Consider the following 22,342-nt stretch of genomic DNA (forward strand, 5'->3'; position numbering starts at 1 on the left):
CATGAAGACGAGCGGTGCGCGCATTGGAATTGACGTCGGCGGTACGTTCACCGACTTCGTTCTGTCGAACCCGAAGGACGGCAGCCTGACCTTCTACAAGGAACCCTCGACGCCAGACGAACCGTCGCGCGCGCTGATCGATGGCCTTCAAGCGCTGCTGGCCAAGGCCGGGCTGACATCGGCTGATGTGGCGACGCTCATGCATGGCACGACCATAGGCCTGAACGCGATCATCCAGCGGCGCGGCGCGACGATTGCGCTGGTGGTGAGCAAGGGCTATCGCGATATTCTCGAAATTGCCCGCAGCCGTATGCCGTCATCCTTCGATTTTCACGCCAGCAAGGAAGAGCCGCTGGTTCCGCGCCTGCGCATCGTTGAAATCGATGCGCGCCTGTCCGCCGCCGGTGAGGTTACCAAGGCGGCTGACGATGCGGAACTGGAGCGGGTCGCCAGTGAGCTCAAACGGCTGGGCGTGGATGCCGCAGCCCTCGTGCTCATCAACGGTTACACGACACCGTCGGTGGAGATCGGTATGGCGAAGACGCTGTGCGAAAAGGCCGGTGGGCTGTCCATCACCTCGGCGGCGGCCATATGGCCGGAAATCCGGGAATATGAACGCACGCTCGTCGCCTGCCTGAATGCCTATATCCAGCCGCTGATGCAGCGGTATTTCACCGGCCTCAAGGCGGGGCTGGAGCGTGATGGCGTCGTGGCACCCATTCTGGTCACGGCATCCAACGGCGGTTCACTCAGCCTTGTATCTGCGGCGGAAAGGCCGGTCGAAACCATTCTGTCCGGTCCGGCTTCGGGTGTCATGGCAGCGGCGCGCCTTGCGCAGGCCGCCAATGTCACCTCCATCATCACCTTTGATATGGGCGGCACGTCCTCGGATATTGCAGTGGCGCAGGCGGGCTCCGCCGCGCTTGCGACACGCACGGATATTGGTGGTCTGCCGCTGGTGCTGCCGGTGGTGGATGTCTCGGCAATCGGTGCCGGGGGCGGCTCCATCGTGTGGGTGGATGCCCATGGGCTGCTGAAAGTCGGTCCGCAAAGTGCGGGCGCGATGCCCGGCCCCGTGTCCTATGGCCGGGGCGGCACCGAGCCCGCCGTGACCGATTGCTATCTGGCGCTCGGTTACATCGATCCGGCGGGGTTTCTGGGCGGGCGGATGACGCTTGATATCGACGCGGCGCGGGTAGCACTTGCCGCAATCGGTGCGCGTATCGGCCTGACCGGAGAGAACGGCGCGGCGCTGGCTGCCGAAGGCGCGCTGTCGGTCACCACGGCGGGCATGGCTACAGAACTCTACAAGACACTGGCCGCGCGCGGGCTTGATCCGGCCTCTTTCGCGCTGGTTCCCTTTGGCGGGGCGGGGCCCACGCAAGCCAATCTTCTGGCGGTTGAAGCCGGTATCAACCGTGTCGTCATTCCCCCGGCTGCGGGCACATTCTGCGCGCTGGGCGCGGCGGCAGCCGATCTGCGCCGTGATTTCGTGCGCAGTCTCAGGCGTGCTGTCGATCCGGCGAGCGCGGCCCTGATGCTCGACATTCTGGCGGAACTGGAAAACGAAGGCAGTGCGTGGTTGGACCGGGAAGGCGAGACCAGCCAGACGCGCCGGTTCGAGCGCGGTGCCGACATGCGGTATGCGGGCCAAGCCTATGAGTTGCGCGTAGCGCTGGATGAAAGCCACCGCGATGCGGCATCGATCTGCGAAGCCTTTCATCTGGAACATGAGCGGATTTACGGGTTTCGTGATCCGCAGACGGAGGTAGAGCTGGGCACGGTGCGCCTTGCCGTCGTCGGCGTCACCGACTCGATCACCCAGCCGGGCGTGGCTGTGGGCACTGGCAAGCCGGTGCGTAAGGGAGAACGACCGATCTTCCGGGCGGGCGCATGGATTGCGGCGGATGTGTACGACCGCACGGCGCTCGGCGCGGGCGATCAAATCACCGGTCCGGCGATCATCGAGCAGGACGATACGACGACCGTTCTCCTGCCCGGCTGGTCGGCCCGCACGGACGACCATGGAAACCTGCATCTTGAAAGGATCGTGCAATGAGGCTGGATCCCGTCACGCTTGCCATTCTGGGCAACAAGCTGGCCGCTGTCAGCGAGGAAATGTGCCTGACGCTGCAGCGCACCGGGCGCACGCTCTACGTCAAGGAAACCGCCGATTTTGCCTGCGCGCTGGCGGGGCTCGACGGACGGTTTTTTGCCTATCCGCGCTCCATCGGCGTGTCCGGTTTCGTCGGGCTGGAATGCGCGCCTGCCATTGCGGCGGTTGGCGCGCTTGAGCCGGGCGATGTGATCCTTACCAACGATCCCTATCGCTCCGAGGGGCTGGCCACGCATCTGCCCGACCTGCACATGATCGAGCCGTATTTCCATGACGGCAAAATCATCGCCTATGGCTGGTGCTTCGTTCACTGCTCGGATGTGGGTGGCCGCGTGCCGTCCAGCATTTCGCCGGTCAACACGGAAATCTTTCAGGAAGGTTTGCGCATTCCGCCGGTCAAACTGGTGAAGAAGGGTGAGATGAACCCGGATGTTGCGCTGTTTCTGAATGCCAACAGCCGCACGCCGGACGCCAATATGGGCGATATTCGTGCCATGCTTGCCGCCCTGACCGCCGGACGCCGCAGACTGGAGCAGACGATTTCCCAGCATGGGGCCGAAACCGTCTCGGCTGCGGCGGTCGATCTGGTGGCCTATGCTGCCGAAAAGGCGCGCACTGTGCTTGCCCGCGTTCCGGCGGGCACCTACAGTTTTTCCGATTATCTGGACGACGATGCGGCCACACGCCTGCCCGTGCGCATTGCGCTGGCTGCGACATTTGCCGATGGCGAGGTTCATCTCGACTTTACCGGCACCGATCCGCAGGTTGCCACCGCCATGAACATCCCCTCGCGCGGGCGTCCCCATGCGTGGTTGACCCTGCGTGTGCTGGCGCTGGTCAATACGCTTGATCCGACGACACCGTTGAATGTCGGGATGCTGGCACCGGTCAAGATAACGGCGCCCGAGGGCAGCCTCGTCAATCCGCAGGAACCGGCTGCCGTTGGCGTGCGCCACGCCGCCGCCATCCGCGTCAACGATGTGCTGAACGGCGCTTTCGGCAAGGCCCTGCCGGACGTGATGCCAGCGGCGTCTTCCGGCACGGTCATTCCCGTTGTCATGGCGGAGCCGGATGGCCGGGGCGGCAGGCGCGTGCAGGTCATCGAACCGATGATCGGCGGCACCGGTGCCCGCAAGGGCCGCGATGGTATCGACGGTCGCGACAGCGGCATCTCCAACCTTGCCAACAATCCGGTTGAAACGGTGGAGGCGGAACTCGGCATCGAGATCACGACCTATGCGCTGCGGCCTGACTCCGGCGGCGCGGGCCAGTGGCGCGGCGGCTGCGGCATGGAACTCACATTCCAAGTGCTGACCGACGATTCCAACGTTCTTGGCCGGGGTCTGGAGCGGCTGCTGTTTCGGCCATGGGGATCGAATGGCGGAAAACCCGGAATGCCCGGCCAACTTATTCTCAATCGCGGCACCGAGCGCGAGAGCCATCTCGGCAAGATCGATGTGCTGACGGTCAATGCCGGGGACACGGTTACGTTTCTCACCCCCGGTGCCGGTGGCTGGGGCGATCCCGCCGCGCGTGATCCGGTAGCCGTGCTGGACGATGTTGCCAATGGCTTCGTGACCGTGGAGGCGGCCGCCCGCGACTATGGTGTCGTGATTGCCGATGGTGCGGTGGATGCTGTGAAAACCGCAGATCTGCGCAAGGACATGGGGGCAAGTACCTTGACCAATGCGCCGGGGCCCAATGCGCAAGTGAGCGGAGAAGGGCCGGAGCGCGAGCGCTGGGACGCGGCTTTTCCCGCAGGCGTTATGGACAGGCTCAACCGTGGGCTGGTGGCGCTGCCCGGTGCCGTGCGCCAGCGGCGCAGGCGTGATATTTTCGAGGCCGTTCTGGCCGAACTTCCAGAAGGGTTTCCGCGCGTGGCGGCCAGCAAGAACGCCGTGGATGCGGCGCGCCAGCGGCTGGAAGCCGCAGCCGGCAGTTTTGATGATGTGAAGCAAGAAGCCTGATCCCCTCTTTGGAGAACCGTGATGACGATAATGAAGAGACGACAATTCCTTGGTGGCAGCGTCCTGTTCGGCGCCGGTTTAACGACCGGGGGCCTGTTGACCGGAGCCCTGCCGCGTCTTGCCAATGCGCAGACGACCGACATCACCGTGACCGCCTTCGGCGGCGTCTGGGAGGAGGCGATCCGCACCTGCTTCGTCGCCCCCTTCGAGGCAAAGACCAAGGCGAAGGCGAATGTTTCGCTAGGTGGCCCGCCGCAATGGCTGGCACAGGTGGAAGCCAACCCGGCCAAGCCGCCGGTCGATGTGCTGATCATGACGCCGGATCTGGCGTTGACGGCTGCAAAGTCCGATCTGGTTGACGATTTTACCGTCGATAAAATTCCCAACCTTGCCAAAATTCCAAAGGAACTGACCGACAGCGTCCTGGGCAAGGGTACGCTGTTCGATTACGGCGTCGGCGGCATTACCTTCAACAAGGACCGCGTAAGCGCCCCGCCGAAATCCTTCGCTGAATTTGTGGACCGCGTCGCGAAGGGCGAATTCGTCGCCTCCGTGCCATCGATTTCCTACGCCGTGACGCCGATCATGCTGATCTGGGCCATGGCCAAGGCGCTGGGCGGTGGCGTGGACAATGTCGATCCGTTTTTCGCCGCCATGGCGAAGATGAAGGACAATCTGGTGTTCTGGGGTGGCCCGAACGATTTCTTCAACCACCTTTCGTCCGGCGAAGCCGATGTCGGCATCTATTTCGATGGCCGGACGTGGAACCACTATGACAGTGGCGCGACATGGATCGACTTCATCAATCCGGAAGAAGGCGGCTCGCTGAATGGCGTGGCGGTGCAGAAGCCGAAAAACGCCAACCCGCTCGCCTTCGCCTATATCAACGAAATTCTGGATGCGCAAAACCAGACGAAGTTCGCCGATATCATGAACTATGGCGTGACGAATACCGACGTGGTCTATAGCGACAAGATCAAGCCGCGGATTACACCGTGGCAGAACACCGCCTTTCCGCCCTACGAGCAAATCGCGCAAGTGCGCAATGAATGGGTCGATCGCTGGAACCGCGAAATCGGCCGCTAGAGCCAAAATGCTGAGAGCTGCCCGTGTCTTACGGGCAGCCGCCTGTTTCGCCAACGAAAGCCAGCGATGAGCGACATGACCCCGCAACCGACACCGCCACGGCCACGACGGCTGCTGTTGCCGCTTTTTCTGGCGCTGCCGGCGGTTGTTTTTCTCATCGTGTTCTTCGTGGCTCCGTTGTTTGACAACGGTATGCGCAGCATCCTGACGCAGGACGGCTGGACCGTATCGCGCTATGTCTCGCTGCTGACCGACCGGTTTTATCTCGGTATCATCGGGCAGACGGTGCTGCTGTCGGCCGGTGTCACGCTGATATCGGTTGTGATCGGCTATCCCGTCGCCTATTTTCTGGTGCGCAAGGCGGGCCGCTTTGCCGGTCTGATCATCTTTCTGCTGATCGCGCCGCTTCTGACCTCCATCATCATGCGAACCTTTGGCTGGCAGGTGCTGTTTGCCCGCCGGGGGCTGGTCAACACGCTGCTGGTCGATGAACTCGGTATTCTCTCCGCGCCGCTGCGCCTGACCAATTCACCGGAAATTGCCATTGCCGCGCTGGTGCATGTGCTCGTGCCATTTATGGTACTCTCCATCGCCACCGTGTTGCAGGGTATCGATACTCGGCTGGAGGAATCGGCGAAAATTCTTGGAGCCAACCGGTTGCGCACCTTCTGGGAGGTAACGCTGCCGCTGTCGCTCGACGGCATTGGCACGGGTGCCATTCTCGTGTTCATGATTGCCAATGGCAGTTTCGTCACGCTGGTGCTGCTTGGCGGCGGTCTGCAGACTCTGCCCCTGATGATCTATCAGCAATTCAACACCACGCGCGATTTCGGCATGGCGAGCGCCATGAGCATGATCCTGCTGGTGATTGCCGTTGCCTGCCTGTTTGCGCAACTGCGCCTCGTGCGCCGCAAGGGAGCGTGAAGGCGGATGAAACGGGACTGGATCAATCTGTCGCTCGGGGCCTTCGTCGTCCTGTTCTTCATCTTCATGCTGGCGCCGATCCTGATTGTCGTGCTCGTGTCCTTCACCTCGGCCGGTTACGTCTCCTTCCCCATCCCCGGCTGGTCGTTGAAGTGGTTTGCGCGCATTTTCGAATACCAGCCCTTTGTCGATGCGCTGATCGTCAGCATCGAGATTGCCATTGGCGCGACCATCTTGTCCTGCCTCATCGGCGTACCGGCGGCGCTCTATCTTGCGCGTTCACGCAGCCGCTGGGCCAGTGGGGTGATGACCTTTCTGCTCTCGCCCCTGTCCATGCCGATGATCGTCATCGGGTTTGCCTCGCTGTTTTTCCTGTCGTGGCTCGGTATCGGCATTTCCTTTGCCGCATTGCTGATTACCCACACGGTCGTCTGCCTGCCCTATATCGTTCGCACGGTCGCGGGCGTCTATTCCGGCCTGCGACCGGCCTATGAGGAAGCCGCTGCCATTCTGGGGGCCAATCCACTGAAAACCTTCTGGCATGTCACCCTGCCGCTGATCCGGCCCGGCATCATGGCGGGCTCTCTCTTCTCGTTTCTCACCTCGTTCGACAACCTGCCGATCAGCTACTTCTTCGGCAGCTCCAGCACCAACACGCTGCCGGTGGTGATGCTGAGCTATCTGGAAAACCAGTTCGATCCGACAATCGCGGCGCTGAGCACGCTGCAACTGCTGATCGCCGTGGTCGCTTTGCTCATTGTCGATCGGGTCTACGGCATCGACAAGATGACGGTGGCGGGATGAGCCTTCATCTTGCCATCGACCATGTCGTGGTGCTGGTGCCGGATCTGGCGCTGGCGGGGGCTGCGTTCGAGGGGGCAGGGTTTCACGTTACGCCGCAGACCGAGCACAGCGCCGCAATGGGCACGGCCAATCGCTGTGTCATGCTGCATGGCGGCAGCTACATCGAAATCATGGGCATCGTTACGCAAACGCCCGCCAATGCCCCATGGCGCGCGCTGTTGCGGACGAGTGCGGGTATTCGCGGGCTGGCCTTCGCCAGCGACGATATCGAGACCACCGCCAGCGCACTCAGCGCGCGCGGCATCGCCACCGAGCCTGTGCGTCATTTCTCCCGCATGACGGGGGAGGGAGAGTTGCGCTTTTCCGTGACACGCATCGATCCGGGCGAAACGCCGGGTTTGCAATGCCTTGCCTGCCAGCATCACACCGCCGATCTGCTCTGGCGCGCAGATACGATGACGCACGACAATGGTGCCGACAGGCTGGTGTCCATGACTGTGCCGCAGGCCGACAGGCTCAAGTCCTTTGCGGACTTGGATGGGAAAGTTCGTGTGGGGGTTGAGACCGGCAGCAACCGGCTGGTTCTGTCCGGGCCCCGGCGGCAGGTTTATGATCTGCGCTCCGTCTGCGGAGTCGAGCTGGAGATCGTCCCCGCATGACCTCCTGGCCCTCCGACACGCCCTCCGCGCTTTGGATGTCGTTGTCGCGCGAGACATTTGCGGGGACAAGGCTGACCGGAGAGGTGAGCGCCGACGTGGTGGTTGTCGGCGGCGGTATCGCCGGGCTGTCCACGGCGCTGGAACTGGCGCGTCGTGGACATCGGGTCGTCGTGCTGGAAGCGATGCGGGTCGGTTACGGCGCATCGGGCCGGGCCAATGGTCAGGTCATCTCCGCGTTGACGCGCCATGGCCCCGATGCCATTCGCAAGGCTTGGCCGGGCGAAAGGGGCGAACGGTTCATTCGACTGTTGAAGGGCTCTGCCGATCACCTCTTCGATCTGATTGATCGGTATGGCATCGATTGTGACGCACGGCGAACCGGCTGGCTTCAGCCTGCGCACAGTCCCGGACGGTTTCAACGTGTGAGCAAGCTGGCCGCGCAATGGGCCGATGCGGGCGCGCCGACCACAGTTCTTTCAGCGGCGGAAATGCGCGCGCGGCTTGGCACCGACGTCTATTGTGGGGGCTGGGAGCACCGGGGCGGCGGGCACATCAACCCCTATGCGTTCACCTGCGGGCTTGCGCGTGCCGCCGTTTCTGAAGGTGTCACTGTCTACGAGGCAAGCCCCGCCAACCGGCTTAAGCGCGAGGGCGGTGGCTGGCTGGTGGAAACTCCCGGCGGGCGGGTGCGGGCGAACAAGGTGGCGCTGACGACGGCGGCCTATAGTGGTGATCTCTGGCCGGACCTTGCCCGCTCCATCGTGCCCGTCACCTCCTATCAGGCGGCAACCGATCCGCTCGGAGATATGGCAGCAGACATTTTGCCGAACGATGAAGCATCCTCCGATACGCGGATGGACCTGCGCTATTTTCGTCGGGATCGTGAGGGGCGGCTGGTTTCGGGTGGGGCGCTGGCCATCCAGCTTGCTGCTGCGCGCCGGGTGCCGGCCATGGTCGGCAGACGGCTGAAAGAAATGTTTCCTGCACTGCCGGACAATGCGATGACCTCCTTCTGGGGTGGCCGTATCGCCATGACGGCCGATCGCCTGCCGCATCTGCACCGCCGTGGTGACGGCCTGTCGGCATGGATCGGCTGCAACGGGCGCGGCCTTGCACTTGCCTGCGCCATGGGGCCGGTTCTGGCCGATGCCATCGAGGGCGTTGCGGACGAGCAACTGTCTGTCAGGCCCACGACTCCGGCGCGCGTTCCCTTCCACGCCATTGTGTCGCGCTTCGCGCGGCTGATTTTGCTCTGGTACCGGTTCAAGGACAGGCGCGAGGTCTGAACGCTCAAAAGCATCAGGATAAGGGTATAGGATATGACGTTTTCGCTTTCGGCATTTGACAGGCAGACCGGTCTGTTCGGCATCGCGGTGGCAAGTTCCAGCATTGCGGTGGGCAACCGGTGCCCGTGGGCAAAAGCCGGCGTTGGGGTGATCGCCACCCAGCACCGCACGGATATCCGCTGCGGTCCGCTGGGGCTGGACCTGCTGGCCAAGGGATTTTCCGCCCGCGAGACGGTGGATATTCTGGTCAACAGCAGCGAACATCCCAACCTCCGACAGTTTGCCGCCGTTGACCGCGATGGCCGAACCGCGTTTTTCAACGGGCCGGATATCGAATCCATCGCCACCGCGCATCAGGGCGAGGCCTGTGTGTCGGTCGGCAATTTCATGGCCAATCACGAGGTGACGGCGGCGATGGTGCGGGGTTACGAGGCCAATACTGCACCGTATTCTGCTACACCGAATGTCGCCGCCCCGCTTTTTGCTGAACGCCTGCTGGCAGCACTGGATGCCGGTGTGGCGGCAGGAGGCGAAACCCAGCCCGCCATGGCCGCTGCTCTGCTGATTGTTGACAAGCACGACTGGCCGCTCGTCGACCTGCGTGTCGATTTCGAGCCCAATCCGGCAACAAAACTGCGTTCGCTCTGGCGATCCTATGCGCCGATCATCGATCGCTTCGTCACACAGGTTCTGGAACCAGCCACGTTGAAACCGCTGATCAATTCCGCGCTTCAGGTCTGAGGATCGGCGGCGTTTTGCGCCTGACCTGCCGCCAAATCAGTCTTCCGTTTTCCCGTGACCTTCGCGAGCACCATCTCGCGCGCCCGCACGGCCCTGCGTTTTGCCCATCAATTTTAATGGGATAGAATTTTGAGCAGGGCTTGCAATTTTGTGCAGAAAGGTGTTTCACTGCCCACTCTGCTGATGCATGGGGAGATGCACACTCGGCATTTTAAAAGCGTTGCAGCGTTATGGTCCTAGCGGCGACGTCACAGGGAGGGGACCTTTCTCAACAGGAGGAGACTATGGGAAAACTGAAAACAAGTCTGTTGTCGCTTAGCGCCGTAATATTTGGCGCGCATCTTGCGCAGGCGGAAACGCTGACAATCGCCACCGTCAACAATGACGATATGATTGTCATGCAGAAGCTATCGGGTGAATGGGAGAAGAGCTCCGGCAATAAACTCAACTGGGTTGTGCTGGAAGAAAACGTTCTGCGCCAGCGCGTAACAACGGATATCGCCACCAAGGGCGGCCAGTTCGACATCGTCACGATTGGCGCGCTGGAAACCCCGATCTGGGGCAAATCGGGCTGGCTGACACAGCTCGATGATCTCGGCGACGACTATGATTATGCTGATCTGTTTCCATCGGTCAGAAGCGGTCTGTCGGCGGATGGCAAGCTGTTTGCCGTTCCGTTCTACGCCGAAAGCTCGTTTACCATGTACAACACCGAGCTATTCGAAAAGGCCGGGCTGACAATGCCGGAAGAGCCGACCTGGTCGCAAATTGCCGGGTTTGCCGAAAAGCTGACCGACAAGAGCAAGGAGCAGTACGGCATCTGCCTGCGTGGCAAGCCGGGCTGGGGCGAGAACATGGCGCTTATCACCCTGATGGCCAATGTCTGGGGTGGAACATGGTTCGATATGAAATGGCAACCGCAGCTGATGTCGGAGCCCTGGAAAAAAGCCGTCAACTTCTATGTCGACACCATGAACAAGTATGGCCCTCCGGGTGCCACGGCCAACGGCTTCAATGAAAATCAGGCCCTGTTTGCCGCCGGACATTGCGGCATCTGGGTGGATGCCACCTCGGCAGCCGGACGGCTCTATAATAAAGACACGTCCAAGGTGGTCGACAAGGTTGGCTATGCCAAGGGACCGGGCGAGGTGACCAGTGTCGGCAATGGCTGGTTCTGGGCCTGGGCGCTTGCCATTCCCGTGACCACCACCAAGGCGGAAGCCGCCAAAAGCTTCGTCAAATGGGCCACATCCAAGGACTATGTGACGCTGGTTGCCAAAACCAATGGCGTGGTGACCTCGCCGCCCGGAACGCGCAAATCGACCTATACGGAGGCGTATCTGAAGGACGCGCCGTTTGCGGCGATGACGCAGAAGGCAATCGAGAGTGCCGATCCGTCAAAACCCACGCGTGATCCGGTGCCCTATACCGGTATTTCCTACGTCATTATTCCGGAATATCAGGGCATTGGCACCACCACGGGCCAGGCGATTGCCGGTGCGCTGGCAGGCCAGACATCCGTGGATGAAGCGCTGCAATCGGCGCAGGACAACGCGGTCGAAGCCATGACACAGGCTGGCTACATTCAGTAGCACGCACCGTCTCAAGCACCCGGCCAGAGGCCAGGCCCCGGCCGGGTGCTTTCTTCTCAAGCCTTTTCTTGCCCTTGAAATTTGGAGTCGGTTGATGGCAACTCGCTCACGAGACATGAGAACCGGGCCGCTGCTGGCACCGGCGGTCGGTCTCCTGCTGTTCTGGATGATCGTGCCGCTGGCGCTGACCCTCTGGTTTTCGTTCCAGCGCTACAATCTGCAAAATCCGCTCGTTACCGGTTTCGCCGGTATCACCAATTACAAGCTGTTGCTGTCCAATGCCCGCCTTTGGGTGTCCATCCTCAATACACTGGTGCTGGTGGGCAGTGTGCTGGTCATTACGGTCATCAGCGGCGTGTTTTTCGCGGTGATCTTCGATCAGGACTTCTGGGGGCGCAACGTCGCGCGCCTGCTGGTTACGGCGCCGTTCTTCATCATGCCGACGGTCAGCGCACTGATCTGGAAAAATCTGCTAATGCATCCTGTCAACGGGTTCTTTTCCTATGTTTCCCGCTGGCTCGGGCTGCCCGTCGTCGACTGGTTCGTTCAAGTACCGATGTTCTCCATCATCATGATCGTATCCTGGCAATGGGTACCGTTTGCAACGCTGATTCTGGTTACAGCCATGCAATCGCTGGATCGCGAACAACTGGAAGCGGCACGTATGGACGGGGCCAAAGGCTTCTCCATGTTCTGGAACATCACCTTGCCCCATCTGCAACGCTCAATTTCGGTCGTGGTGATGATCGAGTGTATTTTCCTGCTGTCGGTATTCGCCGAAATTCTGGTGACGACATCGGGGGGACCGGGTCTGGCCACCACCAATCTCAGCTATTTCATCTATATGCGCGCGCTGCTGCAATGGGATGTGGGCGGGGCTTCGGCTGCCGGGGTCATCGCCATTGTTCTCGCCAATATCGTGGCGGCCTTTCTGATCCGGACCTTTGCCAAGAACCTGGAGCGCGAATGACCATGAGACGATCGCGCACCTCCCTGATCGCCGGTATCATCGGCTGGGTTTCCGCCATTGCGATGTTCTTTCCCATTTTCTGGATGGTGGTAACGTCGTTCAAAAGTGAAATTGACGCCGTTGTCCCTTCGATCCTGTTCAAGCCGACGCTGCAAGGCTATGTCGAGGTCAACAGCCGTGCGGACTATGTGTCGTTCGCGCTGAACAGCGTGGTCGAGTCCATTGGCTCCACGCTGCTGGCGCTGGCGATCGGTTTGCCTGCCGCCTATGCCTGCGCCTTCTACCCCGGAAAGCGTACCAAGGATCTGCTGCTGTGGATGCTGTCCACCAAGATGATGCCTGCCGTGGGTGTGCTGGTGCCCATCTATCTGCTGTTTCGCGATGCGGGGCTCCTGGATACGCGGCTCGGCATCGTGTTCCTGTTCACGCTGTCCAATCTGCCGATTGTGATCTGGATGCTGTACTCGTTCTTCAAGGACGTTCCCACGCCCATTCTGGAGGCCGGGCGCATGGATGGCGCGCGCTTCTGGACGCAGATGCGCTATATTCTCATTCCCATTTCGATGCCGGGAATTGCATCCACGGCCCTGTTGTCCATCATTCTGTGCTGGAACGAGGCGTTCTGGAGCCTGAACCTCACCGCATCGCGGGCTGGTCCGCTGTCGGCGTTCATTGCATCGTTCTCCAGCCCGGAGGGCCTGTTCTGGGCAAAGCTTTCGGCAGCCTCCACCCTTGCGGTTGCCCCCATCCTCGTCATGGGCTGGGTTACCCAGCGGCAACTGGTACGGGGCCTCACTTTCGGGGCCGTGAAATAGCGGCTGTCAGCATAAGGAACCCCCCAATGGCCACTCTGAGCCTTCGAAATGTCACCAAATCGTTCGGCGCGCTTGAAATCATCAAGGGCATCGACCTCGAAATCGAAGACCATGAATTCTGTGTATTCGTCGGCCCCTCCGGCTGCGGAAAATCAACCCTTCTGCGCATGATCGCCGGTCTGGAAGACATTACCTCCGGCGACCTTCTGATCGCGGGCCAAAAAGTCAACGACTTGCCACCGGACGAGCGTGGCCTTGCCATGGTTTTCCAGAGCTACGCGCTGTACCCTCACATGACGGTGAGGGACAATATGGGCTTTGCTCTCAAACTGGCGAAAGTGCCGCAGGCCGAGCGTGACGTGCGTGTGGAACGTGTGGCCGACCTTCTGGAACTGCGGCCGTATCTGGAGCGCAAGCCGGGTGCCCTGTCGGGCGGGCAGCGCCAGCGCGTGGCCATCGGGCGGGCCATCATCCGTGAACCCTCGATTTTCCTGTTCGATGAGCCGCTTTCCAATCTGGATGCGGCGCTGCGCGTGCAGACCCGCATCGAGCTTGCGCGCCTGCACGAACGGCTTGGCTCCACCATGATCTATGTGACCCATGATCAGGTGGAGGCGATGACGCTTGCCAACAAGATTGTCGTGCTGCGGGACGGCAGGATCGAGCAGGTGGGCACGCCGATGGAACTGTACCACCATCCGGTCAACCGCTTCGTTGGCAGCTTCATCGGTAGCCCCAAGATGAACTTCATCAAAGGCCGGGTTCACAGCGTATCCGATGCCGGTGTCGAGGTGCTGCTGCCGGGCGGCGGAACCGTGACCGTACCGGTTTCCGCGCCGGCCATTGCGGCGGGAGACGACATCGACCTTGGGGTGCGGCCCGAACATCTTGACGTCGATGATGCCGGTCCGCTCGCAGGCACGGTCATCGTGGTGGAGCGGCTGGGCAACGAGACGTTCCTTCACGTGGAAATCAGCCCCGACCTCATCCTCATCGCCGGGGCCGATGGTGCTTGCCCGCTTCAGGTGCACGACCGCGTCCGGCTCTCGGTGCTGGCAGCGGCCTGCCATGTTTTTGCAGGCGATGGCGCCGCACTTCCCGCACTCGCCAGGCATCCGCTTGCGACCAATCCCATCTGATCTGGAGACGACCATGTATTTCGAGAAAATGCGCCTTGACGGGCAGACGGCCTTTATCACCGGCGGTGGCCGGGGCATCGGGCTGGCTGTGGCGGAGGCTTTGTCGGAAGCCGGTGCCCGTGTCATCATCGCCGATATCAACGAGGACCTGCTGGCCAGCGGGCGTAGCGCGCTGGCGGACAAGGGCTATGCCGCCGATACCGTGGTGCTGGATGTGACGCGGCCCGACGATGTGGCGCAGGCCGCCACGGCGGCCAATGCCCGTTATGGCGCGGTGGATATTCTGGTTGCCAATGCGGGAATTGCCTGGCCGGACACACCGGGAGAGGACATTGCCGACGATATCTGGCGACGTCTGATCGATGTCGATCTCAACGGCGTTTTCTGGTCCTGCCGGGAATTTGGCAAGCATATGCTGGCGCGGGGTCGCGGCTCCATCGTGACGCTGGGCTCGATTTCAGGGCTAATCTCCAACAAGCCGCAGCGGCAGGCGCACTACAATTCCGCCAAGGCGGCGGTGCATCACCTTACCAAAAGTCTGGGTGGCGAGTGGGCGGAGCGAGGCGTGCGGATCAATTGCGTGGCACCGACCTATGTCGATACGCCGATGTCCAACACCAGCTTCGTGGACCCGGAACGCATGCCGATCTGGATGGATTTTACCCCGATGCGGCGCGTGGCCAAGCCCGACGAGATCGCCTCCGCCATCCTGTTTCTGGCCAGCGACGCAGCCAGCGCCATGACCGGGGCCGTCGTGCCGGTCGATTGCGGTTATACGATCTGGTAGCGGAGTGCGCGAAGCTTAAAGATCACTATCGGCATCTAGAGCATTTCCAGTAAAAGCGGAGTCGCTTTTACGTCCGGATAATGCGTCAAAAAATGCTCTGGGAGTCTGACGGGGCAAGATGATCCTTGACCCAGTCAAGGATCATGTCCACCCGCAGCGGTGTTGTCGTATCGACAGGGAGTACCGGGCCAAGGCGGCATGGCTCCGCCCGGTGGGCCAGCTCCATCAGTTCCGGCACGTAGGCCGCACCCGGATGGCCTGCAAGACGCTGGCTGGCACGGGTCAGATAGCGGTGCCCGATGACATCGGGTGGCGCATGGCACCATACCTCCACAACTCTGGTGACGCCCGCCCGTGCGATATGCTCGCGCAGCACCTCCAGCGGCTGAAAGCCGAACCACGCATCCACGATGAAGGTGGACCCCGGTGCCGACTCCCCGATAATGGAAAAGATCGATTTGTAGCTGGCCCGCCCGAGAATGCGGTTGAAGGGCCGGTCCACAGTCTCAATCAACTCGAGAAACGGATTCTTGATCGTATCCAGAGCCAGAACCGGCCAGCCGGTCTTTTCAGAAAGCGCGTGCGACAGCCCACTCTTGCCGGAGGCGGGCACGCCGTTGATCATGACAAGCCGCCGTCCCCCATCCGGGGCCGGTTTGGGTTTCAGGTCCAGCGCGGCCAGACCCGCGCCGATCACACCCGCATCGTCGCCAAGCTCCGCATGGCGGACCTCGGCGCGGTACCAGGTTTCAAGCTCGGGCAGAAACTCCAGCGCGCGCGTAGCGGCCTGTCCCATGCCGCCGCCAAGCACCACCACCTCTGGATCGAAGGCCGCACAGAGCGTGTTGATGGCCGCGCGCAGAGGCCCGGCCCATGCGTGGAGAACGCCGATGGCGGTGGTGTCTCCCGCCTCTGCCTGTTGCAACAGAGGCTCGAAACGCATGTCTGGTCCGTAGCCGGCTTCCAGAATATGCCGTTTCAAGGATGTACCTGAGGATTCCGTTTCCACGCAGCCGCGCTGGCCGCAGGGGCAGGGATGGCCCCCCAGATTGACCACGAGATGGCCGAGTTGCCCGGCAGAGCGTCTGCCGTTGACGATCTGGCCGCACTCCATGACCGCGCCACCAATGCCGGTGCCGATAGTCATCATGACGGCATTGCGCAGGCCCTTGGCCGCCCCCCGGCGATATTCGCCGATCAGCGCCATGCTGCAATCATTGGCAACCAGTGTCGCCACGCCGAAGGTGGAGGCCATCTCCTGTTTCAAATCCACGCCGGACAGATCGAGAAAGCCGCCGGAGATGATGTCGCCGGTCCAGCCATTGACCCGACCGGGCACGCCAATGCCGATGGCGCAGGCACTTGCCGCATTCATCTCCGAGGCCAGACCCTTGATGAGCTGAAGGGCAACCGCCGGATCGCGACTTCCGGCAATCGACCGTTTTTGCAAAATTGCGCCCGAAGGCGAGATTTGCGCGGCGCGCATGTTCGTGCCGCCGACATCGATGCCGATTGCAAACTGTTCAGGAGCCATCGTGTCTCAAACCTCAGGCTGCGGCCTTCCCGGCGCGATAGCGGTGAATGATAGTCTGAATGTCCTGCAGGCGGGAGACGGCGATGGTGGAAAGTTTCTGCCGCGAAACATCGCGATCCAGCGAAATGCAGTCCTTCCAGAGCGACCGGCCCGCAATCACGCCCGATGCCCCGTTTTTCATGGCCGCTTCAACCTGCGGCAGAAAGGTCTGGTGATCGACACCGGCTGACAGCACGGCCCAGGGCACATCTCCGGCCAGTTTCGTGACCTGCGCGCAGGCGTCCTCGCTACCGGGATAGGGAATTTTCAGCACTTTGGAGCCGAGTTCCAGGCAGGCGCGCGACCCCTCGACAATCAACATTGGCAGCTTTTGCGCGTAGTCCTCCTTGCTTTCGCCCTCAAGCGGGTAGGTGAGGAACTCCACGACAAGAAGCAGGTCCTCGCGGGCAAAATCTTCAATGCTGGCCTTGAGCGTTTCCAGATTTTGCACATTGGCTTGCGGCGTATCCATGCGCAGATACACCATGATCTTGCCGCCGGTTGCGCCAAGTTCGCGCACCTTGCGCGCGTCAATCCCGTCGACCATCCTGGAAATGCGATAGCCCTCTGGCGACGTATCCCAGCCGGAGGCATCGATGCCGATGAGAAGGGCCGTGTCGCGCGGCAGAACGCCGCTGTCCACCAGTCCCGGCACGGCACAGATGGGGTCAACCAGCACGCAACCGGCCTTGGAGGCAAGGTGGCGCGTAATATCGGCCTTGGTTTCGCCCAGCGTGGCATTGCTGATTTTGGCCTGCTCCTCCGGTGTTGCGGCCAGCACGGTGCGCATGCCGCCCCGCTGGTCGCAGGCAATCACCATCATGGCGCCGCTGGCATCGCAAATCTGGTGGTAGCCGCGTCTCTCGGCTGTTGTCATCGCTGTCATGATCTCTCTCCCTAAAACAGGCATACGGCATCGTTCGCGCCCGCAGCACGGTCGTGCAGGCTCGGTGTTGGATTGAATTGTGGTTCGGTTCGGTGTAACTTTCGCAGCCATGTAACACATTGCTGAAAGGAATTGCAAGGTGCTTCCGCAAACACCACAGGACACGGCGTCCCGGGCCACCCTTCACATGGTTGCCAAGCTTCATTACGAAAGCGATATGCCGCAGGTCGAAATTGCCCGCAAACTCGGTGTTTCCACGGCAACGGTGTCGCGCCTTCTCACCCGGGCAAGGGCGCTCGGCATTGTGAAAATCGAGGTGATGGATTTGGCAATTCCGGACGAAATCACGACCCGGCTGATTGCTGCTTTGGGCTTGAAACGGGCAGCGGTGGTCGATACGCCATCCACCGGTGTGCTGGCATCGCTCGCCGCCCCGCTGGGCGCGCTCCTGAAAGAGGAAAAGCTGAAGAAGGGCGCGGTCATCGGCATTGGCTGGGGCCGTGCGGTGCGCGAAGTCATACAGGCCGGTCTGCCCGGCATTCCCAATGTGCAGGCCGTGGCGCTGAATGGCGGCTTGCAGCAATCGGCACCGCATTTCCAGATCAACGAATTCGTTCGTCAGGCGGCAGAGCAATTCGGGGGAACCGCCCACTTTCTGCATGCGCCCTATGTGTCCACCGTCGAGTTGCGAGACGCGATTTTGAGCGACCCGTTCGTACGCAAGGTCACGACGCTGTGGGATACGATGGATTGCGCCATTGTGGGGATTGGCCTGCCCCATGCCATCAATCCGCCGGAAGCCAGTGCCGCGACCATCAACGAGCAATCGATTGGCGGAGCCGTAGGCGACGTCATTCGCCACTATGTCGATCTGGACGGAAACCTGCTGCCGTGGGACGGGGAAGCAAGTATGATTGCCGCCTCGCCCGATCAGCTTCGCAACGTCGGATTGAGCATCGGCGTTGCCGCGACGGTCGAAAAAGCGCCGGGAATAATCGGTGCCGTTCGCTCACGGATGATCAACGCACTGGTGACAGATACCGCGACGGCGCTGGCGATACTGGAAATTTGCGCTGCAAAACCATAGGTTTAGTCCGCACAACCCCCATGCGAATTAGAATGAAATATTTTTCAGGAAATTATTGCTTGACGAAACAGCCATGATGGCGTGAATATTCCCGCACTGGTCCGGGGCGAGACGAGGAGGTCTCGCACCGGATTTTCATCAGGGAGGACATCATGGAACGTCGTGCTTTCATCAAGTCGGCAGCGGTGGCAACATTGGCTGCACCAGCATTTCTTCATGCCCGGCACACTAGCGCCGCTGATCAAAAATTCACAATCGCACTTATCCCCGGTCTCACCACCGATGCGTTCTACATCACCATGCGCAAGGGGGCGGAAGAGGCGGCCAAGGCCGTGGGTGCCACCATCGTCTTTCAGGGTGGGCCGGATTTCAACCCCGTAACGCAGGTGCCGGTACTGGATGCCGTGATTGCCAAGCAGCCGGATGCCATCCTTATCGCCCCTACCGACAAGGATCAGTTGATCCAGCCGCTGAAGAACGCCAGCAATGCGGGCATTCCCGTGATTACGGTGGATACGTTCATCGGCACCGGGGTCTACCAGACCGGCAGCGGCGATGCCGATTTTCCGCTGGCCTATATCGCTTCGGACAATCTTCTGGGTGGAGCCATCGCGGCGCGCGCACTGGCCAAGGCCGTGGACGAAAAGGGCAAGGTCTATGTGTCCAACGTCAAGCCCGGCATTTCCACCACCGACCAGCGCGAACAGGGCTTCAAGGAGGAGATGAAGAAATTTCCGGGAATTACCGTGCTGGAAACCCAGTTCAACGACGATGACGCCAACAAGGCGGCATCGCAATTACAGGCGGTCTACGCCCGCAACTCCGATCTCGATGGCGTGTTCGGGGCCAATCTGTTCTCCGCCCTCGGCGCTGCCAATGGTGTTCAGCAGGCCGGGCAGCTTGGCAAGATCCGCGTCGTCGCCTTCGATGCACCGACCTCGATTGTCGACAACATCAATTCCGGGCTCGTGGATATGGCCATTGCCCAGCATCCGGCGGAAATCGGCTATTTCGGCGTAATGGCGGCCTATGCGCATCTGACGGGAAATTCCATTCCCATCAGCATCGGCACCGGGTTTACGGTTATCGACAAAGCCAATGTGGCCGACCCGGCCATCGCGAAATTCATTTATTCCGACTGAGCACCACGTGCGTGCATTTGGCAAGCGCGCCACCGGCCGCTACAGCATCGGCCCGAAAATCGAAATCGATTGTCGGTAAGCCGGATGCGTAGATTGAATGAGTTAGAGCGACCTTTGCGCGTCATATTTGACGCGCGGCGCTGTCAGGGCTGTCATCGGGAGCATTCCGCATGGTTGAAGACGTGACCCATCCGCACCGTCAGGTGCATGTCGCACCGCAGGCAGACCATGCCGACGTGCGCAAGACACTGGTGCAGCAGATAGCCCAGATGCGGGCATGGCTGTTTCTGGCCGCGCTGCTGATATTCTTCGAAATCTGGGCGCGGGCCGATTTTGGCGGCAGCTTTGTCGGCTCCTCGTTCAACTGGCGCTCGGTGGCAATCTTCGCCGTTGCGCCCCTTCTGCTCGCCGTCGGGCAGACCTTTGTGATTATCTCGGGCGGCATTGATCTGTCCGCCGGGTTTGTCATGGGGCTGGCCGCGGTGGTCGCCGCCCATGCCATCAATCTTCTGGGCGTGCACATGCCGCTGCCGCTTGCCATGGTTCTGGGCATCGTCATTGCCGTTGCTGCCGCTGGCGTTCCCGGTGCCATCAACGGCCTGCTGATCTCGCGCCTGAAAGTGCCGCCGTTTATCGGCACGCTCGGCATGTTCGGCGTGGCCCGCGGGGCTGCGTTTCTGCTGGCTGGCGGCACCACGGTGCCGGTTAAGAACAGCACTTTCGCGGAACTCGGCAATGGGCAGATTTTCGGCGTGCCGTATCTTGTGCTGGTCACGGTCGTCTTGGTGCTCATCATGCACTACCTGCTCAGCCAGACGCGATTCGGGCAGCACAATTATGCCATCGGTGCCAATGCACAGGCGGCGCGGCGCGCGGGCATCAACATCAAGAGCCATCTCACACGGTTGTACGTTCTGTCGGCCTTGTGCGCGGGGCTGGGCGGGGCGCTGTACGCGGCACGGTTTACCGCCGGTGCGGCGCAGGCCGGAGAGCCGCTGCTACTGGATAGCGTCGCAGCCGTGGTGATTGGTGGTGCCAGCCTCTTCGGCGGCTCTGGCACCATCATCGGCACCATTGCCGGAGCGCTGGTCATCGCCGTTATCCAGTACGGGCTGGTGTTCATGAATGTGGAGCCATTCTGGCAGTTCATTGCCGTCGGCGTCGTCATTATCATCTCCGTTCTCATCGACCAGTTGCAACGGCGTTTCAGTGGAGCAAAGCAGGATGAATAGTTCCGTTCCCCTCTTGGAAGTCCGCAATCTCTCGCGCTACTTCGGCGCCGTCAAGGCACTCGATGATTGCTCCATGGCTGTGTATCCAGGCGAGGTGGTGGCACTCGCAGGAGACAATGGCGCGGGCAAAACCACCATGATCAAGGCGATTTCCGGCGTCTATCGGCCCACGTCAGGTGATATCCTGATCGAGGGAAAACCGGTCTCCTTTTCATCACCGGAAAATGCCCGTGAACAGGGCATTGAAACCATTTATCAGGATCTGGCGCTGGCCGATAATCTGTCGATCGGGGCCAATATCTTTCTGGGTCGCGAACCCATGAAGAAGTTTTTCGGGTTTCTGCCGGTGCTGGACCGCAAGGCCATGGCAAAGGCGGCGGAGGAAACGATGGCGCTTCTCGATTTCCACGTCAAACGTCTCGACGCGCCGGTCAGCAACTTTTCCGGCGGGCAGCGGCAGGCGGTCGCCATCGGCAGGGCCGTCTACTGGAACGCCAAAATTCTCGTCATGGACGAGCCGACCGCCGCCCTCGGCGTGCCGGAGCAGCGCAAGGTCGTGTCGCTGATCAAATCGTTGAAAGCGCAGGGCAAAGGCGTGGTGTTCATCTCGCACAATCTACAGGACATTTTCGCGGTGTCTGACCGGATTGTGGTGCTGCGGCGCGGCGTCGTGGCCGGGTCGCGCAACATCGCCGATACCAACCATGACGATATCGTCAAGCTGATGGTGGGCGGTTAGCCCGCGTGAAATCTGTCCCATCCCCTGATCAAACAAACAACGGAGTGCGCCCATGTACGGGTTAGACGGAAAAGCAGTTTTGGTAACAGGTGCCAGTGGCGGCATTGGTGCGGCAACGGTGCGCAAGCTGGTGCAGGCGGGTGCCAATGTCTACGCCGGGGGTCGCGACGGGGAGAAACTCGACGCGCTGGCAACGGAGACCGGCTGCACGCCGCACCCCTTCGATCTCACCAGCGAGGATAGCATCCGCGATGCGGTGGCCGGGCTGGAACTGTGGGGCGTCGTCAATTGCGGTGGTTTCGGCGGCGAACTGGCAACGCCGATGGATACCGACATCGCGATTTTCGACAAGGCCATTGCCATCAACACGCGGGGCGCGCTGCTGGTGACGAAATACGCATCGCAAGCAATGGTGGAGCGGGGGCAGGGTGGTTCCATCGTCAACGTATCCAGCCAGGCGGCGCTGGTCGCCCTGTCCGGGCACATTTCCTATGCGGCATCCAAGGCGGCGCTCGACAGCATCACGCGCGTATCGGCGCTGGAACTGGGCAGGTACAATATCCGCGTCAACAGCGTCAATCCGACCGTGGTCATGACGAAAATGTCGGCCTTCTACTGGGGGCGCCCGGAGATTGGCGAACCGTTTCTGAGCCAGATGCCACTCAACCGATGGGCAACCGAAGATGACATTGCCGATCCCATCGTCTTTTTGCTGGGGAATGGTTCAGCCATGATCACCGGCGTGTCCCTGCCGATTGATGGCGGCTTCACCGCCTGCTGAGCGGAAATTTTGAGAA

Annotated in this window: 20 protein-coding genes; 18 read left to right on the plus strand and 2 right to left on the minus strand. The window is 61.2% G+C overall.

Going from position 1 to position 22,342, the window contains the following annotated elements:
- Position 1 precedes the first annotated feature (1 nt).
- From IFT84_RS12080 to IFT84_RS12140, 13 genes are all read left to right on the plus strand, one after another.
- Positions 2 to 2,059: a hydantoinase/oxoprolinase family protein gene (locus IFT84_RS12080; protein WP_192119757.1), complete on the plus strand. Its 2,058-nt coding sequence runs from the start codon at positions 2 to 4 to the stop codon at positions 2,057 to 2,059.
- Entirely contained in the window at positions 2,056 to 4,083 is a 2,028-nt protein-coding gene (locus tag IFT84_RS12085) for a hydantoinase B/oxoprolinase family protein (RefSeq protein WP_192119648.1), read from the plus strand. Before IFT84_RS12080 ends, IFT84_RS12085 begins: the two co-directional genes overlap by 4 nt.
- Before the next feature lie 21 nt (positions 4,084 to 4,104).
- Positions 4,105 to 5,169, plus strand: a complete 1,065-nt coding sequence (locus IFT84_RS12090; protein ID WP_197975540.1) for an extracellular solute-binding protein — start codon at positions 4,105 to 4,107, stop codon at positions 5,167 to 5,169.
- Positions 5,170 to 5,235: 66 nt separating this feature from the next.
- On the plus strand, positions 5,236 to 6,093 hold the full coding sequence (locus tag IFT84_RS12095) for an ABC transporter permease (protein WP_192119650.1): 858 nt from the start codon (positions 5,236 to 5,238) through the stop codon (positions 6,091 to 6,093).
- A gap of 6 nt (positions 6,094 to 6,099) precedes the next feature.
- On the plus strand, positions 6,100 to 6,897 hold the full coding sequence (locus tag IFT84_RS12100; RefSeq protein WP_192119652.1) for an ABC transporter permease: 798 nt from the start codon (positions 6,100 to 6,102) through the stop codon (positions 6,895 to 6,897).
- Complete coding sequence (locus IFT84_RS12105; RefSeq protein ID WP_192119654.1) at positions 6,894 to 7,556, plus strand: VOC family protein; 663 nt, start codon at positions 6,894 to 6,896, stop codon at positions 7,554 to 7,556. The genes IFT84_RS12100 and IFT84_RS12105 overlap by 4 nt, the downstream gene beginning before the upstream one ends.
- Positions 7,553 to 8,842, plus strand: coding sequence for an NAD(P)/FAD-dependent oxidoreductase (locus IFT84_RS12110; RefSeq protein ID WP_192119656.1), 1,290 nt, complete (start codon positions 7,553 to 7,555; stop codon positions 8,840 to 8,842). Before IFT84_RS12105 ends, IFT84_RS12110 begins: the two co-directional genes overlap by 4 nt.
- Positions 8,843 to 8,875: 33 nt before the next feature.
- The gene (locus tag IFT84_RS12115) at positions 8,876 to 9,583 is read left to right on the plus strand and encodes a DUF1028 domain-containing protein (RefSeq protein ID WP_192119658.1); all 708 of its coding nucleotides are present in this window, start codon (positions 8,876 to 8,878) and stop codon (positions 9,581 to 9,583) included.
- 284 nt (positions 9,584 to 9,867) lie between these two features.
- Positions 9,868 to 11,175, plus strand: coding sequence for an ABC transporter substrate-binding protein (locus IFT84_RS12120; protein ID WP_192119661.1), 1,308 nt, complete (start codon positions 9,868 to 9,870; stop codon positions 11,173 to 11,175).
- A gap of 94 nt (positions 11,176 to 11,269) precedes the next feature.
- Positions 11,270 to 12,145 carry a carbohydrate ABC transporter permease gene (locus IFT84_RS12125; protein WP_197975541.1) on the plus strand — a complete coding sequence of 292 codons (876 nt, stop codon included), beginning with the start codon at positions 11,270 to 11,272 and terminating at the stop codon, positions 12,143 to 12,145.
- Complete coding sequence (locus tag IFT84_RS12130; RefSeq protein WP_192119663.1) at positions 12,142 to 12,960, plus strand: carbohydrate ABC transporter permease; 819 nt, start codon at positions 12,142 to 12,144, stop codon at positions 12,958 to 12,960. The genes IFT84_RS12125 and IFT84_RS12130 overlap by 4 nt, the downstream gene beginning before the upstream one ends.
- Before the next feature lie 26 nt (positions 12,961 to 12,986).
- Positions 12,987 to 14,099 carry an ABC transporter ATP-binding protein gene (locus IFT84_RS12135; RefSeq protein ID WP_192119665.1) on the plus strand — a complete coding sequence of 371 codons (1,113 nt, stop codon included), beginning with the start codon at positions 12,987 to 12,989 and terminating at the stop codon, positions 14,097 to 14,099.
- Positions 14,100 to 14,112: 13 nt separating this feature from the next.
- Positions 14,113 to 14,886 (plus strand): SDR family NAD(P)-dependent oxidoreductase, encoded by a 774-nt coding sequence (locus IFT84_RS12140; RefSeq protein WP_192119667.1) that lies wholly within the window; start codon positions 14,113 to 14,115, stop codon positions 14,884 to 14,886.
- Between the two features lie 85 nt (positions 14,887 to 14,971).
- Here the strand turns inward: IFT84_RS12140 and IFT84_RS12145 are convergent, their stop codons facing one another.
- Both IFT84_RS12145 and IFT84_RS12150 read right to left on the minus strand, forming a co-directional pair.
- Positions 14,972 to 16,420 carry an ROK family protein gene (locus tag IFT84_RS12145; RefSeq protein WP_192119669.1) on the minus strand — a complete coding sequence of 483 codons (1,449 nt, stop codon included), beginning with the start codon at positions 16,418 to 16,420 and terminating at the stop codon, positions 14,972 to 14,974.
- A 13-nt stretch (positions 16,421 to 16,433) separates the two neighbouring features.
- Positions 16,434 to 17,345, minus strand: coding sequence for a tagatose-bisphosphate aldolase (locus tag IFT84_RS12150; protein WP_192119671.1), 912 nt, complete (start codon positions 17,343 to 17,345; stop codon positions 16,434 to 16,436).
- Between the two features lie 187 nt (positions 17,346 to 17,532).
- On the opposite strand from IFT84_RS12150, the gene IFT84_RS12155 reads away from it, so the two are divergent.
- The 5 genes from IFT84_RS12155 to IFT84_RS12175 all read left to right on the plus strand — a co-directional run bounded on the left by IFT84_RS12155 (position 17,533) and on the right by IFT84_RS12175 (position 22,326).
- Entirely contained in the window at positions 17,533 to 18,432 is a 900-nt protein-coding gene (locus IFT84_RS12155; RefSeq protein WP_192119760.1) for a sugar-binding transcriptional regulator, read from the plus strand.
- A 152-nt stretch (positions 18,433 to 18,584) separates the two neighbouring features.
- Entirely contained in the window at positions 18,585 to 19,574 is a 990-nt protein-coding gene (locus IFT84_RS12160) for an ABC transporter substrate-binding protein (protein ID WP_192119673.1), read from the plus strand.
- Positions 19,575 to 19,744: 170 nt separating this feature from the next.
- Complete coding sequence (locus IFT84_RS12165; protein ID WP_192119675.1) at positions 19,745 to 20,806, plus strand: ABC transporter permease subunit; 1,062 nt, start codon at positions 19,745 to 19,747, stop codon at positions 20,804 to 20,806.
- Positions 20,799 to 21,545, plus strand: coding sequence for an ATP-binding cassette domain-containing protein (locus tag IFT84_RS12170; protein ID WP_192119677.1), 747 nt, complete (start codon positions 20,799 to 20,801; stop codon positions 21,543 to 21,545). Before IFT84_RS12165 ends, IFT84_RS12170 begins: the two co-directional genes overlap by 8 nt.
- A gap of 52 nt (positions 21,546 to 21,597) precedes the next feature.
- Positions 21,598 to 22,326, plus strand: a complete 729-nt coding sequence (locus IFT84_RS12175) for an SDR family oxidoreductase (protein WP_192119679.1) — start codon at positions 21,598 to 21,600, stop codon at positions 22,324 to 22,326.
- Positions 22,327 to 22,342 lie beyond the last annotated feature (16 nt).

Source organism: Rhizobium sp. CFBP 8762 (assembly GCF_014841565.1).
In the GTDB taxonomy this organism is placed as follows: domain Bacteria; phylum Pseudomonadota; class Alphaproteobacteria; order Rhizobiales; family Rhizobiaceae; genus CFBP-8762.

Coding starts and splice junctions, on each gene's coding strand:
- IFT84_RS12175 (WP_192119679.1), top strand. CDS start 21,598: ATGTACGGGTTAGACGGAAAAGCAGTTTTGGTAACAGGTGCCAGTGGC.
- IFT84_RS12125 (WP_197975541.1), top strand. CDS start 11,270: ATGGCAACTCGCTCACGAGACATGAGAACCGGGCCGCTGCTGGCACCG.
- IFT84_RS12140 (WP_192119667.1), top strand. CDS start 14,113: ATGTATTTCGAGAAAATGCGCCTTGACGGGCAGACGGCCTTTATCACC.
- IFT84_RS12110 (WP_192119656.1), top strand. CDS start 7,553: ATGACCTCCTGGCCCTCCGACACGCCCTCCGCGCTTTGGATGTCGTTG.
- IFT84_RS12120 (WP_192119661.1), top strand. CDS start 9,868: ATGGGAAAACTGAAAACAAGTCTGTTGTCGCTTAGCGCCGTAATATTT.
- IFT84_RS12100 (WP_192119652.1), top strand. CDS start 6,100: ATGAAACGGGACTGGATCAATCTGTCGCTCGGGGCCTTCGTCGTCCTG.
- IFT84_RS12085 (WP_192119648.1), top strand. CDS start 2,056: ATGAGGCTGGATCCCGTCACGCTTGCCATTCTGGGCAACAAGCTGGCC.
- IFT84_RS12135 (WP_192119665.1), top strand. CDS start 12,987: ATGGCCACTCTGAGCCTTCGAAATGTCACCAAATCGTTCGGCGCGCTT.
- IFT84_RS12090 (WP_197975540.1), top strand. CDS start 4,105: ATGACGATAATGAAGAGACGACAATTCCTTGGTGGCAGCGTCCTGTTC.
- IFT84_RS12165 (WP_192119675.1), top strand. CDS start 19,745: ATGGTTGAAGACGTGACCCATCCGCACCGTCAGGTGCATGTCGCACCG.
- IFT84_RS12080 (WP_192119757.1), top strand. CDS start 2: ATGAAGACGAGCGGTGCGCGCATTGGAATTGACGTCGGCGGTACGTTC.
- IFT84_RS12145 (WP_192119669.1), bottom strand. CDS start 16,420: ATGGCTCCTGAACAGTTTGCAATCGGCATCGATGTCGGCGGCACGAAC.
- IFT84_RS12130 (WP_192119663.1), top strand. CDS start 12,142: ATGACCATGAGACGATCGCGCACCTCCCTGATCGCCGGTATCATCGGC.
- IFT84_RS12095 (WP_192119650.1), top strand. CDS start 5,236: ATGAGCGACATGACCCCGCAACCGACACCGCCACGGCCACGACGGCTG.
- IFT84_RS12170 (WP_192119677.1), top strand. CDS start 20,799: ATGAATAGTTCCGTTCCCCTCTTGGAAGTCCGCAATCTCTCGCGCTAC.
- IFT84_RS12155 (WP_192119760.1), top strand. CDS start 17,533: ATGGTTGCCAAGCTTCATTACGAAAGCGATATGCCGCAGGTCGAAATT.
- IFT84_RS12115 (WP_192119658.1), top strand. CDS start 8,876: ATGACGTTTTCGCTTTCGGCATTTGACAGGCAGACCGGTCTGTTCGGC.
- IFT84_RS12160 (WP_192119673.1), top strand. CDS start 18,585: ATGGAACGTCGTGCTTTCATCAAGTCGGCAGCGGTGGCAACATTGGCT.
- IFT84_RS12150 (WP_192119671.1), bottom strand. CDS start 17,345: ATGACAGCGATGACAACAGCCGAGAGACGCGGCTACCACCAGATTTGC.
- IFT84_RS12105 (WP_192119654.1), top strand. CDS start 6,894: ATGAGCCTTCATCTTGCCATCGACCATGTCGTGGTGCTGGTGCCGGAT.